This is a genomic window from Pseudomonas sp. GXM4, assembly GCF_008923895.1.
Taxonomy (GTDB): Bacteria; Pseudomonadota; Gammaproteobacteria; order Pseudomonadales; family Pseudomonadaceae; genus Aquipseudomonas; species Aquipseudomonas atacamensis.
This window is the reverse complement of record NZ_WBRZ01000140.1, coordinates 1-14,851: the sequence shown is the minus strand read 5'-3', so window position 1 is coordinate 14,851 and position 14,851 is coordinate 1. Positions and strand designations below refer to the sequence as shown.

The window sequence follows — 14,851 nt, the reverse complement described above, 5'->3', positions numbered from 1 at the left end:
AGCCTGCTCGCGAAAGGCGGCGCAACAAGCGCCACCTGCCGATCGGCTAACAGGTTTTACGGAACACAAATACCAACCCGACAATAATCAGCAGCATCCCCAGCACACTCAACGCCGCCAGCCGATTGCCGAAAATCAGGTAATCCATCACCGCCGTCACCGCCGGCACCAGATAGAACAGGCTGGTGACATTCACCAAATTGCCCCGCGCGATCAGTCGATACAGCAACAGCGTCGCCAGCACTGAAACCACCAGCCCCATCCATAACACCGGGACAATGAAGCCTGCGCTGTGTTCGAAGTGAAACGGCTGGAACGGTACGAAAATCGCGCACAGCAACAGGCCGGCCAGGTACTGCACTGGCAGCGTGCCGAGCGGATTGTCGGTGATGCGTTTTTGCATGATCGAGCCGAGCGTCATGCTCGCCAGCGCCAGCAAACCGAACAGCATGCCGGCCCAGGACATTCCAGCCAGACCGATCCCTTGATAAACCACCATGACAAGCCCGGCCAGGCCCAGCGCCAGGCCGAACAGGCGGCTCGCCGAACGCTGGCATTCCATCAAGACCACGGTGAGGATCGGCTGAACGCCCATGATCGTCGCCATTACCCCCGGCGTGACTTTGCAATCCAGCGCCAGCAGATAAAAGATCTGATAGGCCCCGAGCAACACCAGTCCCGTGGCGATCGCGAACAGCATCGGCTTGCCGCCCTTGGGCAACTTCAATTTCAGCAACGGCGCCAGCAAGACCAGCCCGCACAGGGCGATGGCGAAGCGAATCAGCAGAAAGGCAAAGGGCGAAGCATGGGCGAGGCCCCACTTGGAGAAAATCGCCCCGCTGCTCCACAGCAGAACGAACAGGCTCGTGGACGTCGCCGCGAGCGCGGATTGTTTCGAAAGGACAAACATGAATACCACCTGTAGTCAGGCAAGAAGCCAACTCAGCCGAAGCTGAAATTCAGTAGGTTGTTCTGGCGGGCGCAGGGGTCAGCAGAAACTGCCGATCAACCCCGCACACCAACGCCCGGCGGCGAAACGACTGCGCACAGCGGCGTGCTACTGACAGGTGGAGGGTAATGACTGATCTGCACAGGCTGCCGATTCCCGCACGGCACGACGCCAGCGTTGACCGCTGAATCGACTACCGCGTTGATGAGGGATGCAGGCATGGATGCTGATCTTTATTGAGGAAATGAACGCGCGAGCCAGGCGGCTCGCGGGCTGACTATAACCAGCCCGGGACACAGATTGCAATGACTTGGGCAATGGGCCGGTAGCGACAGTGCGGCGCCGGGTGGTTAGGGTTATTGGCGTGGCAACGGATTGTCAGGAGACATGGAATGCAAGAGATCACATGCCAAGGGAACGGACGTATTTGCGGTATCAGGTTTATCGGTCAGAGGCGAGGAAGCGGGCCGCTTCGCAGATTGCCGGCTTACAAGGCCAACTCAAGGCGGCCGACGCTTCGATTATGGATGTATCCCTGATTCAATTCGAACCGATAAACAGGCATGCGCTTCATGCTTTTGAAACATGGGAAGAACCCTGCTTTTTCTGGCATGAAGTCATCGCGTGGAAATCACGTGAGCCACGCGCATTGGACATTTCTATCTGGTTCGCCGGGCAGCTCTGCGGCCTGTGTTTTGCAAACCCGAACAATAGTCGACGAAGATTACGAGTTGTGAGATTGGAAGGGCGTCCTGGCGGAACACATCCTTTGAAAAATCGCATAGGACTACTAGCGATGATGGTAATTGAGCAATACGCGCATTTCGTTGGCTGCGATGTTATCGAAATACAAGAGCCGCTGGACGGTGCGATACCCGTTTATCAGAAGCTGGGTTTCAGCTTCGACATCGAAGGCCGCCTTGTCAAAACCTTGGAGAATCCAGTACTGTGAAAGCCAATCAATCACTGATCAAAGCGGGAGGCAACATGAAAAAAGCGAAACATAGACCTCCCGAAGCACTGGTCAGATCGCTGAAAACTAAAAGATTGGCTGATCATGAATTGACCGCTAATCAACGGCGTCTGTTGCAACTGCTGATCACCGGTATCGAAGATGAGCCCTCGGTGCTGGCCGCTGGCCGATTGTGAAAAAACCGCTCCTGAGGAGCGGTTTTTTATTTCTGAGCCAGCGTCAACCAAACAACCAATACCCCAGCAACGTCAGCACCAACACCGCCAGCACCGGGCGCATTACCCTGTAGGCCTTGGGATGCCGGCGCTTCCACTGCTTGACCACGCCGCTGAAACGGTCGCTGAAGTTCTTGCTCCAGGCATAAGCCTGGTTGATGCCGCCAACGCGTTCATCATCAAGATTCTGCGGCGCGGTGGCGCGGCCGAGCCAGCCGCTGATGAAGCGATTGATGCGGGTCATCAGGCGGTTGCTCAGCGGGCGTTCGATGTCACAGAACAGAATCACTCGAGTCTGAGCGGTTTCATTCTTGACCCAGTGCACGTAAGTCTCGTCGAACATCACGTCATCGCCGTCGCGCCAGGCATAGACCTGACCGTCGACGAAGATCCGGCAATCATCGGAGTTGGGTGTCGACAGGCCGAGGTGATAACGCAGGGAGCCGGCGAACGGGTCACGGTGCGGATTGAGGTGACTGCCGCCCGGCAGCAGCGCGAACATTGCGCCCTTGACGTTGGGTATGGCACTGACCAGCGCCACGGTTTTCGGGCAAAGGGCTTCGGCCGACGGCAGCGGTTTGTCGTACCACTTCAGATAGAACCGCTTCCAGCCCTTCTTGAAGAACGAACCGAAACCCGCATCATTGTTCTTCTCGGCGGCGCGAATGTAGCCTTCGTCGAACAGGTGCATAGCTTCGTCGCGAATGGTTTCCCAATTGTCGCGCAGTACATCCAGCTCCGGAAACTTGCTGCGATCCAGATACGGTCTGGATGGCACTGCGGAAAACAGGTACATCAACGCGTTGTACGGAGCAAACAGTGCGGAGTGGTTGACGAACTGGCGCAATACCGGCAAACGCGCCTTGCCGCGCAAATGCACATAGAGCGTGCTGCCCAGAAACAGCAACAGCACAAACGCCTTGGCGGCAAACGAAACGGTCATCAACGACTCCTTGAATAAAGACAACGCTGCGCAATGCCCTTTTCCCGGCATGGCAGCCGGCCATGATAAACACTACCGGCTCCGGGAAAAACCCGCCTGACACAAGATTCAGTGTTAAGCATTACGCAACAAAGCCTTTATTAACATGCAGCGCCTGAACCCTGGCTGACTTGAATCAACAGGCGTACTGCTGGTTCTCCTGCTCGGTAAACAGGTCACTGAACAGCATGCTCGACAGATAACGCTCGCCCGAATCCGGCAGCACCACGACGATGGTTTTGCCCTGCATCTCTGGTTTCTCCGCCAGACGCACCGCCACCGCCATGGCAGCACCGCAGGAAATCCCGCACAAAATCCCCTCTTCCTGCATCAGGCGCAAAGCCATGGCCTTGGATTCTTCATCGGTCACCTGTTCGACGCGATCGACCATCGACAGATCAAGATTCTTCGGCACAAAACCGGCGCCAATGCCCTGAATCTTGTGCGGGCTCGGCTTGATCTCGGCACCGGCCAACGCTTGCGTAATCACTGGCGAAGACGCCGGCTCGACGGCCACCGACAGAATCGGTTTCCCGGCGGTGTTCTTGATATACCGCGAGACACCGGTAATGGTTCCACCGGTACCTACGCCAGCCACCAGCACATCCACGGCGCCGTCGGTGTCGTTCCAGATTTCCGGGCCGGTGGTCTTCTCATGAATCGCCGGGTTGGCCGGGTTATCGAACTGCGCCGGCATGAAGTATTTGTCGGCATCGCTGGCGACGATTTCCGCAGCTTTCTCGATGGCGCCCTTCATGCCCTTGGCCGGCTCGGTCAAAACCAGTTCCGCGCCCAAGGCTTTCAGAACCTTGCGGCGCTCGATGCTCATCGACGCCGGCATGGTCAGCATCAATTTATAGCCACGCGCAGCGGCAACGAAGGCCAGACCGATACCGGTGTTACCGGAAGTCGGCTCGACAATGGTCATGCCCGGCTTGAGTCTGCCGCTGCTTTCGGCGTCCCAGATCATGTTGGCGCCGATTCGGCATTTGACCGAGTAACCGGGATTGCGCCCCTCGATCTTGGCCAGAATCGTAACCCCGCGCGGCGCGATGCGGTTGATCTGGACCAGCGGCGTATTACCGATGGAGTGGGCGTTGTCAGCGTAAATACGGCTCATGGCTGGGTCCTTATGCAGCGTTGAATTCAGCCTTCCAAGGTAAGCCCGTTGCCGATCACAGTCCAGTCGGGTCGAACGTCTGCAAACGCGCGGAGTCAATCGCATTGAATCGTCAAGCCACACTCTTGAAGGAACAATGGCATGAAACGTCGTTACAGCTGGCCGCTCTGGACCCTGGCGGGTGTCGTGGTGCTGCTGGTCGCCCTGCATTTCGCCCTGCCCTATCTGGTACGCGACTACCTCAATGACAAGCTCGCGGACATGGGCGATTACCGTGGCCAGATCACCGACGTCGACCTCGCGCTGTGGCGTGGTGCGTACAAAATCAACGGCCTGAAAATCGTCAAGGTCGACGGCAAGGTCCCGGTGCCGTTCGTCGATGCGCCGTTGATCGACCTGTCGGTGAGCTGGCATTCGCTGTGGTACGACCATGCCGTGGTCGCGCAGGTGCAATTCCTCAATCCCGAAATCAACTTCGTCGACGGTGGCCCCAACAAGCAGAACTCGCAAACCGGTCAGGGCACCGACTGGCGTGAACAATTGGGCAAGCTGCTGCCGATCACCCTCGATGAAGTGCAGATCAACGACGGCCGTATCACCTTCCGCAACTTCAATTCCAAGCCGCCGGTGAACATGAATGCCAGCAACGTCAACGCCAGCATCTACAACCTGACCAATGTGGTCGACAAGGAAGGCAAACGCGACGCCCGCTTTGAAGGCAAGGCCTTGCTGCTGGGCCACGCGCCATTGGAAACCACCGCCACCTTCGATCCGCTGAGCAACTTCGAAGACTTTGAATTCCGTCTGCGCGCTCGCGACATCGAGCTCAAACGCATGAACGACTTCGCCGCCGCCTACGGCAAGTTCGACTTCAACGCCGGCCACGGCGACGTGGTTATCGAAGCGAAAGCGGAGAAAGCCCGACTCACCGGCTACATCAAACCCCTGCTGCGCGACGTCGATGTATTCAACTGGCAGCAAGACGTCGAAAACAAGAACAAAGGCCTGTTCCGCTCAATCTGGGAAGCGCTGGTCGGCGGCACCGAGACCGTGCTGAAAAACCAGAACAAAAACCAGTTCGCCACCCGCGTTGAACTCAGCGGCAATGTTCACCAGCAGAACGTCAACGCCTTCGAAGCGTTTTTGCAGATTTTGCGCAATGGCTTCATCCAGGCATTCAATGCGCGGTACGAACGGCCGAAGCCAGATGAGGATTAAGTTTTGCGGTTGACGAAATATTCGGCCATCCGCCGAGACTGAGTCAACATGTGACGCTCCATTCAGAGACTGAATAAGCCGTCTGCGTTCACAGTCGACCGGCGTGCGCGTTATAGTCGGGCATCCGATTATTTCGCCCCGCCCTGCCCGTAAGGTCAGCGTTACCGTTCGAGGATTTGCAGATGAAGTTCGAAGGCACCCAGGCCTACGTCGCCACCGATGACCTGAAGCTGGCGGTCAACGCCGCCATCACCCTGGAACGACCGCTGCTGGTCAAGGGTGAGCCGGGCACCGGCAAGACCATGCTCGCCGAGCAACTGGCGGAGTCGTTCGATGCCAAGCTGATCACCTGGCACATCAAGTCCACCACCAAGGCCCATCAGGGTCTGTACGAGTACGACGCGGTCAGCCGTTTGCGCGACTCGCAGCTGGGCAATGAAAAAGTCCACGATGTGCGCAATTACCTGAAGAAAGGCAAGCTCTGGGAAGCCTTCGAGTCCGAGGAGCGGGTGATTCTGCTGATCGACGAAATTGACAAGGCCGACATCGAGTTCCCCAACGACCTGTTGCAAGAACTCGACAAGATGGAGTTCTACGTTTACGAGATCGACGAGACCATCAAGGCCAAGAAGCGCCCGATCATCATCATTACTTCCAACAACGAGAAAGAGCTGCCGGACGCCTTCCTGCGCCGCTGCTTCTTCCACTACATCGCTTTCCCCGACCGCACTACCCTGCAGAAAATCGTCGACGTGCACTACCCGGACATCAAAAAGGATCTGGTCAGCGAAGCGCTCGATGTGTTCTTCGACGTGCGCAAGGTACCGGGCCTGAAGAAAAAGCCTTCGACGTCCGAGCTGGTCGACTGGCTGAAACTGCTGATGGCCGACAACATCGGCGAAGCGGTGCTGCGCGAGCGCGATCCGACCAAGGCCATCCCGCCACTGGCTGGCGCGCTGGTGAAGAACGAACAGGACGTGCAACTACTTGAGCGCCTGGCGTTCATGAGCCGGCGCGGCACCCGCTAAGAGGCTGCTGCCATGTTGCTCAACCTGTTCAACGAAATGCGTGCAGCCAAGGTGCCGGTGTCGGTACGCGAGCTGCTCGACCTGATCAACGCGCTGAAACAGCGCGTGACCTTCGCCGACATGGACGAGTTCTATTACTTGTCGCGGGCGATTCTGGTGAAGGACGAGCGCCATTTCGACAAGTTCGACCGCGCGTTCGGTGCCTACTTCAATGGCCTGGAGAAACTCGACGACCACTTGCAGGCGCTGATTCCCGAAGACTGGCTGCGTAAGGAATTCGAGCGCTCGCTGAGCGACGAAGAACGCGCGCAGATCCAGTCCCTTGGCGGGCTGGACAAACTCATCGAGGAATTCAAGAAGCGTCTGGAAGAACAGAAAGAACGCCACGCCGGCGGCAACAAATGGATCGGCACCGGCGGCACCAGCCCGTTCGGCTCCGGCGGTTTCAACCCTGAAGGCATCCGGGTTGGCGACGCCGGCAAGCGTCAGGGCAAAGCGGTCAAGGTCTGGGATCAGCGCGAGTACAAGAACCTCGACGATTCGGTGGAACTGGGCACACGCAATATTAAGGTCGCCCTGCGTCGTCTGCGCAAGTTCGCCCGTCAGGGTGCGGCGGAAGAACTCGACATCGACGGCACCATCGACCACACCGCCAAGGACGCCGGCCTGCTGAACATCCAGATGCGCCCGGAACGGCGCAACACGGTGAAGCTGCTGCTGTTGTTCGACATCGGCGGCTCGATGGACGCGCACGTGAAGATCTGTGAGGAATTGTTCTCGGCCTGCAAGACCGAGTTCAAGCACCTGGAGTACTTCTACTTTCACAACTTCATTTATGAATCAGTGTGGAAGAACAACATGCGCCGCACTTCCGAACGCACTTCGACTCAGGATCTGCTGCACAAGTACGGCGCCGACTACAAAGTGATCTTTATCGGTGACGCCGCGATGGCGCCCTACGAAATCACCCAGGCTGGCGGCAGCGTCGAGCACTGGAACGAAGAGCCGGGTTACGTGTGGATGCAGCGCTTCATGGAGAAATACAAGAAGCTCATCTGGATCAACCCGTATCCGAAGGACACGTGGGGCTATACCTCGTCGACCAACATCGTCCGCGATCTGATCGAGGATCAGATGTATCCGCTGACGCTGCGCGGGCTTGAAGAAGGGATGCGGTTTCTTTCCAAATGACGACCTGATCGTTGCCATGCTCCGCGTGAAAATGCATCAAGTCATGCTCTGCGTCACAGGGACGCGGAGCGTCCCGGGCGGCATTCCCACGCGGAGCGTGGGAACGATCAACATCTTCGCCAGCAGGCTTTTAGCGATCTTTGAAGCGCTGCAAATATTGGACATGCTCGCGGTGCGCGACGTCCTGCACCACCGGCCTTAACCTCACCTTCGCTCCCGGCAGGCATTGCGCCAATTGTGCCAGTGCCAGCGGCGTCAACGCGCCCAAGCGCGGGTATCCGCCAATGGTCTGGCGATCGTTGAGCAACACGATCGGTTGGCCATCGGGCGGCACCTGCACCGCGCCCAGTGGAATCCCCTCGGAGATCATCGGCGCACCCTGATATTGCAACGCCGCGCCGAGCAGGCGGATGCCCATGCGGTCGGCGCGACTGTCGATGGTCCAGGTGCTGTTGAAGACATCGAACAGGCTCTGCCCGCTGAACTGGCCGATCTGAGCTCCGAGCACCAAGTCCAAAGACGCGTGCATTTTGAAATCCGGCCGCAGCGCCGAAGGCATTTCGCGCACCGCTGACGCTTCGCCGCTGTAACCGAGCGCCGCCCCTTTGGCGAGCGGAAGGCCCATGCCATCAAGTCCGCCCAATTCTTCTCGCAGTACCGTGGCACTGCTGCCCAGTACCTTCGGCGCGGCAAAACCGCCGGGGGCCGCCAGATAAACCCTGGCGCCGAGCAACGGCTGGGTGAAGCGCAATGTCTGCCCTTTCGCCAACCGGAAGCTGCGCCACGGCGCCAGCGGCTGGCCGTCGATCTGCGCGCCGAGATCTGCTCCTGCCAGCGCCAGCAGGCAATCCTCCTCAGCCACCACGGCAAAGCCGCCGAGGGTGATTTCAACCACCGCCGCATCCAGTTCATTACCCAACAGCCAATTGGCCCAGCTCATCGAACACCAGTCCGCCGCGCCGCCCTGGGTCACGCCCAGATGTCGCACGCCAAACCGCCCGGCGTCCTGCAACAGGCACAGCGGCGTGCTGGCTTCGATCGTCAATCGACTCATGGCAACGCCTCCAGTGGAGTGTCGTCGCCGCCCAAGCGTATGAATTCGGCGTGGTCGACCGCTTCGAAGCGCACCGTGTCGCCGGGTTGCATCAGGCTGTAGCCGTCGCGATGGCGATCGAAGAGTTTTGCCGGGGTGCGCCCGATCAGGTTCCAGCCACCGGGTGAGACCACCGGATACGCTGCGGTCTGCCGCTCGGCGATACCGACGCTGCCGGCGGCGACTTTCTTGCGCGGTGTGTTCAAGCGCGGCGCGGCGAGCATTTCTTCGACCAGGCCCATGAAGGCAAAACCCGGCGCAAAGCCAAGGGCGAACACCTGATATTCCCGTGCGCTGTGGCGACGAATCACCTCCTTCACCGCCAGCCCGCTGCGTTCGGCCAACAGGCTCAGTTCCGGGCCGACACTCAAGTCGTACCAGACCGGCAAGACGTGGCACTGCCCGGCACGGCGCGCATTCGGCGACAGATCGACCAGCGCTTCGGCGATCAAGTCACGCGCCTGAGCAGGACTCAACAGCGTCAGATCGTAATGCACCATCAACGTCGTGTAGGACGGCACCAGATCGATCAGTTGTGCACCAAACGCCGTGCGCAAGCGCTCGCTGGCGGCGAGCATCCACGGCATGTTGGCTTCGGCGATGTCATCGAACAGACGCAGCATCAGGCAATCCAGCGCCACCACTTCAACCCGTGGATTCATGACGCACTCGACTGCTGCAAGGCCTGACGAATACGCCGCACGGCGGCCACGGAACTGGCGTTGTCGCCGTGGACGCACAAGGTATTGGCGCGCAGGATCAAGGCGCTGCCATCGCTGGCGGTGAGCGCGCCGCCATCGGCGATGGTCAGCGCTTGCTCGATGATTTTTTTGGCATCGTGATGCACGGCGCCCGGCAGTTGCCGTGAGACCAGCCGGCCGCCACTGTCATAGGCACGATCGGCGAACGCTTCAAACCAAAGAGTTACGCCGTATTCATCGCCGATCTGCTGCGCCGCAGCGTTGTCTCGGGTCGCCATCAACATCAGCGGCAGGCTGCGGTCATACGCGGCCACGGCCTGCACCACCGCGCGCAATTGCGCCGGGTTGGCCATCATGTCGTTGTACATCGCGCCGTGGGGTTTGACGTAACTCACACGTCCGCCCTGCGCCTTGCAGATGCCGTCGAGGGCACCGATCTGGTAATGCAGGATGTCCTGCAGCTCTTGCGCGGAATAGGCCATGGAGCGCCGGCCGAATCCGACCAGATCCTGATAGGCCGGGTGCGCGCCAATCTGCACGCCGTGTTCGAGGGCCAGCGCCACGGTTTTGCGCATGATGCTCGGGTCGCCAGCATGGAAACCGCAGGCGATGTTGGCGCAATCGATGAAGGGCATGACCTCGGCGTCCAGACCCATGGTCCAGCTGCCGAAGCTCTCGCCAATGTCGCAATTCAATAGCAGGCGGCTCACGGTGAACACTCCTGTAGCTGCTGGTCTTTTTATCTGTAGGAGACTTCTGCGCAGGGTATCAGTTACTGCGCGACGAGTTGCTTGCCACGGGTTTCCGGCAGGCTCAGCGCCGCCAGAATCACCACGCCATATGACACCGCCGCGAAGGCGCCGATGCCCATGCTCAATGGCACTTTCTGGCTGAGCAGGCCGATCAGCAGCGGAAACAACGCCGCCAGTGCGCGGCCGATGTTGTAGCAGAAACCCTGACCCGAGCCGCGAATCCGCGTGGGGAACAATTCAGTCAGAAACGCGCCCATGCCGCTGAAAATCCCCGAAGCGAAGAAGCCCAGCGGAAAGCCCAGCCACAGCATCACGCCGTTGCTGACCGGCATCTGCGTGTAGAGCAGAACGATGGTGAACGAGCCGACCGCGAACAAGATGAAATTCTTTTTCCGCCCGAGCAGGTCGGTCAGATACGCGCTGATCACATAGCCGACGTAGGAACCGACGATCACCATCGCCAGATAACCGCCGGTGCCGAGCACGCTCAAGCCACGTTCGTTCTTGAGGAAAGTCGGCAGCCAGGAGGTGATCGCGTAGTAACCGCCCAGCGCACCGGTGGTCAGCAAGGAAGCGCGAAACGTGGTGAAGAGCATGCCGGGGGCAAAGATCTCGTAGAACTTCGCCGGGTTCTCTGGTGTTTGTGCTGCTTTGGCTTCGCGATAGATTTCCGGATCTTTTACCAGGCGACGGACAAAAATCACGAATATCGCCGGCACGATGCCAAGGATGAACAGCGCGCGCCAGGCGTCTTCCGCTGGCAGCACCGAGAACAGCAACGCGTACAGAATCGCCGTCAGGCCCCAGCCCAGCGCCCAGCCGGATTGCACCATGCCCACCGCTTTGCCGCGATCCTTGGCGCGGATCACTTCACCGATCAGCACCGCGCCGGCGGTCCATTCACCGCCGAAACCGAAGCCCATCAGGGTGCGCGCGATCAGCAATTGTTCGTAGTTTTGCGCGAAGCCGCAGAGGAAGGTGAAGAAGGCGAACCACAGCACTGTCAGTTGCAGGGTGCGCACGCGGCCGATGCGGTCGGAGAGAATCCCGGCGACCCAACCGCCGATGGCCGAGGCAATGAGGGTGCTGGTGTGAATCAGCCCCGCTTCGCCAGTGGTGATGCCCCACATCGCGATCAGCGTCGGCACAACGAAGCTGAGCATCTGCGTGTCCATGCCGTCCAGACCGTAGCCGATCTTGCAGCTCCAGAACGTGCGGCGCTCCTGCTGGTTGATGTTGCGATACCAGTCGAACGGCCCGGGGCGCGTCACTGGCTTGGATAACGGGAGGGTGTCGGGAGCACTCATGGCAAATCTCCGCAGGGCTTTTATTGGTCTTGTTCGAAGCTCCGACGACGCCTATCGTGGGAACCGGATGCGCCGATTTTTCGTCGCCCTGCCCTGCGCCGTCCAACGAATAAAAACCCGCCTTAGGCATAAGAAAAATTTGTCAGCCGAGCCTTGTCCATGAATCTGAAGTTTCTCGAGACCTTTGTCTGGGTCGCGCGCCTGAAGAGTTTTCGCCTGACCGCCGACAAGCTGTTCACCACCCAGGCGTCGATTTCCAGCCGCATTGCGGTACTCGAAGGCGAACTGGGCGTGAAGCTGTTTCTGCGCGATTCACGCGGAGTCAGCCTGACCCCGGAAGGCCTGAAAGTGCTCGATTATGCCGAGCAGATGCTCGACACCATGGCGGCGCTGAAACAATCGATCGAAACCCGTTCGAGCAAGGTCGGCCGGGTGCGTATCGGCGTGATGGATACGGTGATTCATACCTGGCTGAGCCCACTGGTGGCGCAGATGACCGATCTATACCCACGGGTGGAAATCGAACTGGTCGCGGATACTGCGCTGAACCTCTGCGATCAGCTGCAAAAGGGCTTTCTCGATCTGGTGTTGCAAACCGATCTGATCCGCCACGAAAGCGTGCGCAGCCTGGAGTTGGCCAGCCATCCGCTGGGCTGGATCGTCGCCAGCAATTCGATCTACAACCGCGACTACGCCGACCTCGCCGAACTGGCGCAGGAGCGGATCATCACCTACTCGAAAAACTCACGACCGCATCAGGATATCGTCGCCCTGATGCAGGCCAACGGCGTCATGGCGCCACGCTTGAATTGCGTGAATTCGGTGTCAGCGATCACCCGGTTGTTGGGCGATGGCTTCGGTATCGGCGCGCTGCCGCCGGTGCTGGTGGCCGAGGAACTGGCGCGTGGCGAATTGATCTTGCTCGACATCGAGCAGCGGCCGGCGAATCTGCCGGTGGTGGTGTCGTGGCGGGTCGGGGTTGAGTGGGTCGAGGAGATTGTGACGTTGTGTCAGCAGGTGCTAGCGGGGTATGCGCACAAGGTCGGCAAGGACTGCATCACCCTCACTGGATGATTAGTGGCGAGGGGATTTATCCCCGCTCGGCTGCGCAGCAGTCGTGATTGCGGCCAACGCGGTCTTTCAGAGGTACCGCATTTGCAGGTTTTGGGGCTGCTGCGCAGCCCAACGGGGATAAATCCCCTCGCCACAGACCCCACTCACCACAGAACTCATTCACCACAGAGCCCATTCACCACAGAGCCCACTCGCCACAGAATCCCCCATGCCATAAGGCCTCTGTTGCGAGAGGGGATTGAGAAGGTCTTACAAACCGCGCACGTCGCGATCTTCGATCGGTCGGCTCTGGCGCAGGCGGCGGCCGCCGAGGACGACCCAGTCGATCAGGCGGAACAGGCATTCGATGCCGAACGACAGCAGCAATGCGCCGCTCATGCCCCAGATCATCGCCTCGGGCGTCAGCAGGATCTGATAGCTGTAACCGTTCCAGGTTTCCTTGCGAATATCCGGATCGGCGGCCAGCACCACTTGCAGGAAGCGCACATACCACGGGCCTTGCATCGCCTGGAATTGCTTGTCCAGCGCGACCTGGCGGGTCAGCAAGGTGTTCAGGCTGTCGGCATCGCTGCGGAAAATCGGGTCTTCGCTGGCCCGGTAATGCGCGACCAGCGCCTGCATGTCGCCTTTGAAAAACTGATCGGCCGTGCCTTGGAAACCACGCAGGCCGGTCTGCGCTTCGATCAGATGCGCTTCGACACGCTGGGCGTAATCGTTGATAAACCCCGGCACTTGGACACCGATCAACAGGCCCGCCGCAAACAACACCAGCCGTAGATAACTGAGCAACATGGGTGCAAATCCTTATTCGGTCTTGCCCTGGCTGACGCATTCGCCGCGTCGCCACAGGCTCCATTGGCCCGGTTCGTAGCGGGTCCAGGTTTCGTTTTCGGTCAGAGGCTCGGTGGCAATCACCGTGACCACATCGTTGGGCGTGGTTTCGGCCTGGAAGTCGACAATCACATCGACATCCTTGAGCCGCGCCGGGCCGAACGGTGCGCGGCGGGTGATCTGAGCGAGTTTGGTCGAGCAGTAACAGAACAGCCAGTCACCGTCGCTGAGCAGGCAATTGAACACGCCTTTGCTGCGATATTCGGCGCACGCTGCGACCAGATCCGGCAGCAGCACTTCGATATCGACCGGCTCGGGGAAGGCTGCGCGTACCCGGTTGAGCAGGTCGCAGAATGCCGCTTCGCTGTCGGTATCGCCGACCGGGCGGTAGAAACTCTTGATCGGAGTGAAGTCGGCGAGCTGGCCGTTGTGCGCGAAACACCAGTTGCGCCCCCACAGTTCGCGGACGAACGGGTGGGTGTTGGACAGGCAGACCTTACCGACGTTGGCCTGGCGGATGTGGCCGATGACCACTTCGCTCTTGATCGGATAGCGCTGCACCAGGTTGGCCACTTCCGACTCGCTGCTCGCTGCCGGGTCCTGAAACAGACGCAAGCCACGCCCTTCGTAGAAGGCAATGCCCCAGCCGTCGCGGTGCGGGCCGGTGCGGCCGCCGCGCTGCATCAGGCCGGTGAAGCTGAACACGATGTCAGTCGGCACGTTGGCACTCATGCCCAGTAATTCACACATGTGCGGACTCTCGGGTTACAGACGCGGCTCGACCCGCATACGCTGCGGATTGTTCGGTACTGGCGGGCGGCCGTAGCGGTCGTCACCGGCGCCACCGAATGGCTGATCGTCGTCGCGCTCTTCGGCACGGGCGGCGGCCTTGGCGGCCTCGGCGCGTTCACGCCGGGCTGTCGAGGCACGCTCGATCGGCAGGCGGATCAAGACGAAAACCAGATACACCCCGAAGGCGATCATGCCGTACATGAACAGATCGGAAACCGCGCGCCAGGCGTTGTTGCCGACCTTGAACAGCATGTCCAGGGCGGTGATGGCGATGGCCGGTGCTACTTTGGCCTTCACCGGATCGACGATGGTCGGGCTGAACAGCAACACCGCCATCAGCACACGCAGCGGCTCGCGCAGCCAGCGCCACATCCAGGTGGTCAGGCGCATCCATACCAGCAGGCAGCCCACGGCGGCAAAGGCGTAAAGGCCCCAGGCGATCAGATAGTCGTTCTCGGTCATGGTGTCCATGGCAAGGCAGGCAAATTGGCGCTTATAGTAACGACTTTTCGCCCATGCGGCTTGTCCCAATACCAGACGGCCACTGTTATCCCTGTGGGAGCGAGCTTGCTCGCGAATGCGGTGTGTCATTGCAGCAAAAGTCATCTGCCAGGACGCCTTCGCG

General features: G+C 59.7%; 16 protein-coding genes. 6 read left to right on the top strand and 10 right to left on the bottom strand.

The features are described from left to right. Positions 1-46 precede the first annotated feature (46 nt). A complete protein-coding gene (locus tag F8N49_RS17345; protein WP_151551971.1) occupies positions 47-910 on the bottom strand; it encodes a DMT family transporter in 864 nt (287 codons plus the stop codon). A 445-nt stretch (positions 911-1,355) separates the two neighbouring features. On the opposite strand from F8N49_RS17345, the gene F8N49_RS17340 reads away from it, so the two are divergent. Together F8N49_RS17340 and F8N49_RS17335 are read left to right on the top strand one after the other, a co-directional pair. Beyond that, positions 1,356-1,901, top strand: a complete 546-nt coding sequence (locus tag F8N49_RS17340) for a hypothetical protein (RefSeq protein WP_071174700.1) — start codon at positions 1,356-1,358, stop codon at positions 1,899-1,901. 35 nt (positions 1,902-1,936) lie between these two features. Beyond that, positions 1,937-2,098: a hypothetical protein gene (locus F8N49_RS17335; protein WP_162999814.1), complete on the top strand. Its 162-nt coding sequence runs from the start codon at positions 1,937-1,939 to the stop codon at positions 2,096-2,098. A 43-nt stretch (positions 2,099-2,141) separates the two neighbouring features. On the opposite strand, the gene F8N49_RS17330 is transcribed toward F8N49_RS17335, so the two are convergent. Together F8N49_RS17330 and cysK are read right to left on the bottom strand one after the other, a co-directional pair. Next, positions 2,142-3,080 carry an aspartyl/asparaginyl beta-hydroxylase domain-containing protein gene (locus F8N49_RS17330; protein WP_041478836.1) on the bottom strand — a complete coding sequence of 313 codons (939 nt, stop codon included), beginning with the start codon at positions 3,078-3,080 and terminating at the stop codon, positions 2,142-2,144. Between the two features lie 175 nt (positions 3,081-3,255). Beyond that, positions 3,256-4,239, bottom strand: coding sequence for a cysteine synthase A (gene cysK, locus F8N49_RS17325; RefSeq protein ID WP_151551970.1), 984 nt, complete (start codon positions 4,237-4,239; stop codon positions 3,256-3,258). Between the two features lie 141 nt (positions 4,240-4,380). Between cysK and F8N49_RS17320 the strand changes: the two genes are divergently transcribed. From F8N49_RS17320 to F8N49_RS17310, 3 genes are all read left to right on the top strand, one after another. Next, positions 4,381-5,457 carry a DUF748 domain-containing protein gene (locus F8N49_RS17320; RefSeq protein WP_016771215.1) on the top strand — a complete coding sequence of 359 codons (1,077 nt, stop codon included), beginning with the start codon at positions 4,381-4,383 and terminating at the stop codon, positions 5,455-5,457. A 182-nt stretch (positions 5,458-5,639) separates the two neighbouring features. Further along, positions 5,640-6,485 (top strand): MoxR family ATPase, encoded by an 846-nt coding sequence (locus F8N49_RS17315; RefSeq protein ID WP_024012028.1) that lies wholly within the window; start codon positions 5,640-5,642, stop codon positions 6,483-6,485. A gap of 12 nt (positions 6,486-6,497) precedes the next feature. Then, the gene (locus F8N49_RS17310; RefSeq protein ID WP_016771218.1) at positions 6,498-7,676 is read left to right on the top strand and encodes a VWA domain-containing protein; all 1,179 of its coding nucleotides are present in this window, start codon (positions 6,498-6,500) and stop codon (positions 7,674-7,676) included. A gap of 130 nt (positions 7,677-7,806) precedes the next feature. Here the strand turns inward: F8N49_RS17310 and F8N49_RS17305 are convergent, their stop codons facing one another. From F8N49_RS17305 to F8N49_RS17290, 4 genes are all read right to left on the bottom strand, one after another. Then, positions 7,807-8,730 carry a biotin-dependent carboxyltransferase family protein gene (locus F8N49_RS17305; RefSeq protein WP_151551969.1) on the bottom strand — a complete coding sequence of 308 codons (924 nt, stop codon included), beginning with the start codon at positions 8,728-8,730 and terminating at the stop codon, positions 7,807-7,809. Further along, entirely contained in the window at positions 8,727-9,431 is a 705-nt protein-coding gene (locus F8N49_RS17300) for an allophanate hydrolase subunit 1 (RefSeq protein ID WP_071174696.1), read from the bottom strand. The genes F8N49_RS17305 and F8N49_RS17300 overlap by 4 nt, the downstream gene beginning before the upstream one ends. Then, a complete protein-coding gene (locus tag F8N49_RS17295; protein ID WP_151551968.1) occupies positions 9,428-10,180 on the bottom strand; it encodes a 5-oxoprolinase subunit PxpA in 753 nt (250 codons plus the stop codon). The genes F8N49_RS17300 and F8N49_RS17295 overlap by 4 nt, the downstream gene beginning before the upstream one ends. A gap of 62 nt (positions 10,181-10,242) precedes the next feature. Next, positions 10,243-11,529: an MFS transporter gene (locus tag F8N49_RS17290; RefSeq protein WP_151551967.1), complete on the bottom strand. Its 1,287-nt coding sequence runs from the start codon at positions 11,527-11,529 to the stop codon at positions 10,243-10,245. Between the two features lie 159 nt (positions 11,530-11,688). Here F8N49_RS17290 and F8N49_RS17285 point away from each other — a divergent pair, with 159 nt between their 5' ends. Beyond that, complete coding sequence (locus F8N49_RS17285; protein ID WP_151551966.1) at positions 11,689-12,603, top strand: LysR family transcriptional regulator; 915 nt, start codon at positions 11,689-11,691, stop codon at positions 12,601-12,603. A gap of 249 nt (positions 12,604-12,852) precedes the next feature. Here the strand turns inward: F8N49_RS17285 and F8N49_RS17280 are convergent, their stop codons facing one another. From F8N49_RS17280 to F8N49_RS17270, 3 genes are read right to left on the bottom strand one after another with little or no spacing between them, the layout of a single operon-like run. Continuing rightward, entirely contained in the window at positions 12,853-13,395 is a 543-nt protein-coding gene (locus tag F8N49_RS17280) for a DUF2937 family protein (protein WP_016771223.1), read from the bottom strand. 12 nt (positions 13,396-13,407) lie between these two features. Next, positions 13,408-14,184, bottom strand: a complete 777-nt coding sequence (locus F8N49_RS17275) for a class II glutamine amidotransferase (protein WP_024012022.1) — start codon at positions 14,182-14,184, stop codon at positions 13,408-13,410. A gap of 15 nt (positions 14,185-14,199) precedes the next feature. Then, positions 14,200-14,697 carry a hypothetical protein gene (locus F8N49_RS17270; RefSeq protein ID WP_016771225.1) on the bottom strand — a complete coding sequence of 166 codons (498 nt, stop codon included), beginning with the start codon at positions 14,695-14,697 and terminating at the stop codon, positions 14,200-14,202. Positions 14,698-14,851: the final 154 nt, after the last annotated feature.

Bases quoted from the DNA above. Each gene is read 5' to 3' on its own strand.
- F8N49_RS17345 (WP_151551971.1), bottom strand. From the start codon at position 910: ATGTTTGTCCTTTCGAAACAATCCGCGCTCGCGGCGACGTCCACGAGC.
- F8N49_RS17340 (WP_071174700.1), top strand. From the start codon at position 1,356: ATGCCAAGGGAACGGACGTATTTGCGGTATCAGGTTTATCGGTCAGAG.
- F8N49_RS17335 (WP_162999814.1), top strand. From the start codon at position 1,937: ATGAAAAAAGCGAAACATAGACCTCCCGAAGCACTGGTCAGATCGCTG.
- F8N49_RS17330 (WP_041478836.1), bottom strand. From the start codon at position 3,080: ATGACCGTTTCGTTTGCCGCCAAGGCGTTTGTGCTGTTGCTGTTTCTG.
- cysK (WP_151551970.1), bottom strand. From the start codon at position 4,239: ATGAGCCGTATTTACGCTGACAACGCCCACTCCATCGGTAATACGCCG.
- F8N49_RS17320 (WP_016771215.1), top strand. From the start codon at position 4,381: ATGAAACGTCGTTACAGCTGGCCGCTCTGGACCCTGGCGGGTGTCGTG.
- F8N49_RS17315 (WP_024012028.1), top strand. From the start codon at position 5,640: ATGAAGTTCGAAGGCACCCAGGCCTACGTCGCCACCGATGACCTGAAG.
- F8N49_RS17310 (WP_016771218.1), top strand. From the start codon at position 6,498: ATGTTGCTCAACCTGTTCAACGAAATGCGTGCAGCCAAGGTGCCGGTG.
- F8N49_RS17305 (WP_151551969.1), bottom strand. From the start codon at position 8,730: ATGAGTCGATTGACGATCGAAGCCAGCACGCCGCTGTGCCTGTTGCAG.
- F8N49_RS17300 (WP_071174696.1), bottom strand. From the start codon at position 9,431: ATGAATCCACGGGTTGAAGTGGTGGCGCTGGATTGCCTGATGCTGCGT.
- F8N49_RS17290 (WP_151551967.1), bottom strand. From the start codon at position 11,529: ATGAGTGCTCCCGACACCCTCCCGTTATCCAAGCCAGTGACGCGCCCC.
- F8N49_RS17285 (WP_151551966.1), top strand. From the start codon at position 11,689: ATGAATCTGAAGTTTCTCGAGACCTTTGTCTGGGTCGCGCGCCTGAAG.
- F8N49_RS17280 (WP_016771223.1), bottom strand. From the start codon at position 13,395: ATGTTGCTCAGTTATCTACGGCTGGTGTTGTTTGCGGCGGGCCTGTTG.
- F8N49_RS17275 (WP_024012022.1), bottom strand. From the start codon at position 14,184: ATGTGTGAATTACTGGGCATGAGTGCCAACGTGCCGACTGACATCGTG.
- F8N49_RS17270 (WP_016771225.1), bottom strand. From the start codon at position 14,697: ATGGACACCATGACCGAGAACGACTATCTGATCGCCTGGGGCCTTTAC.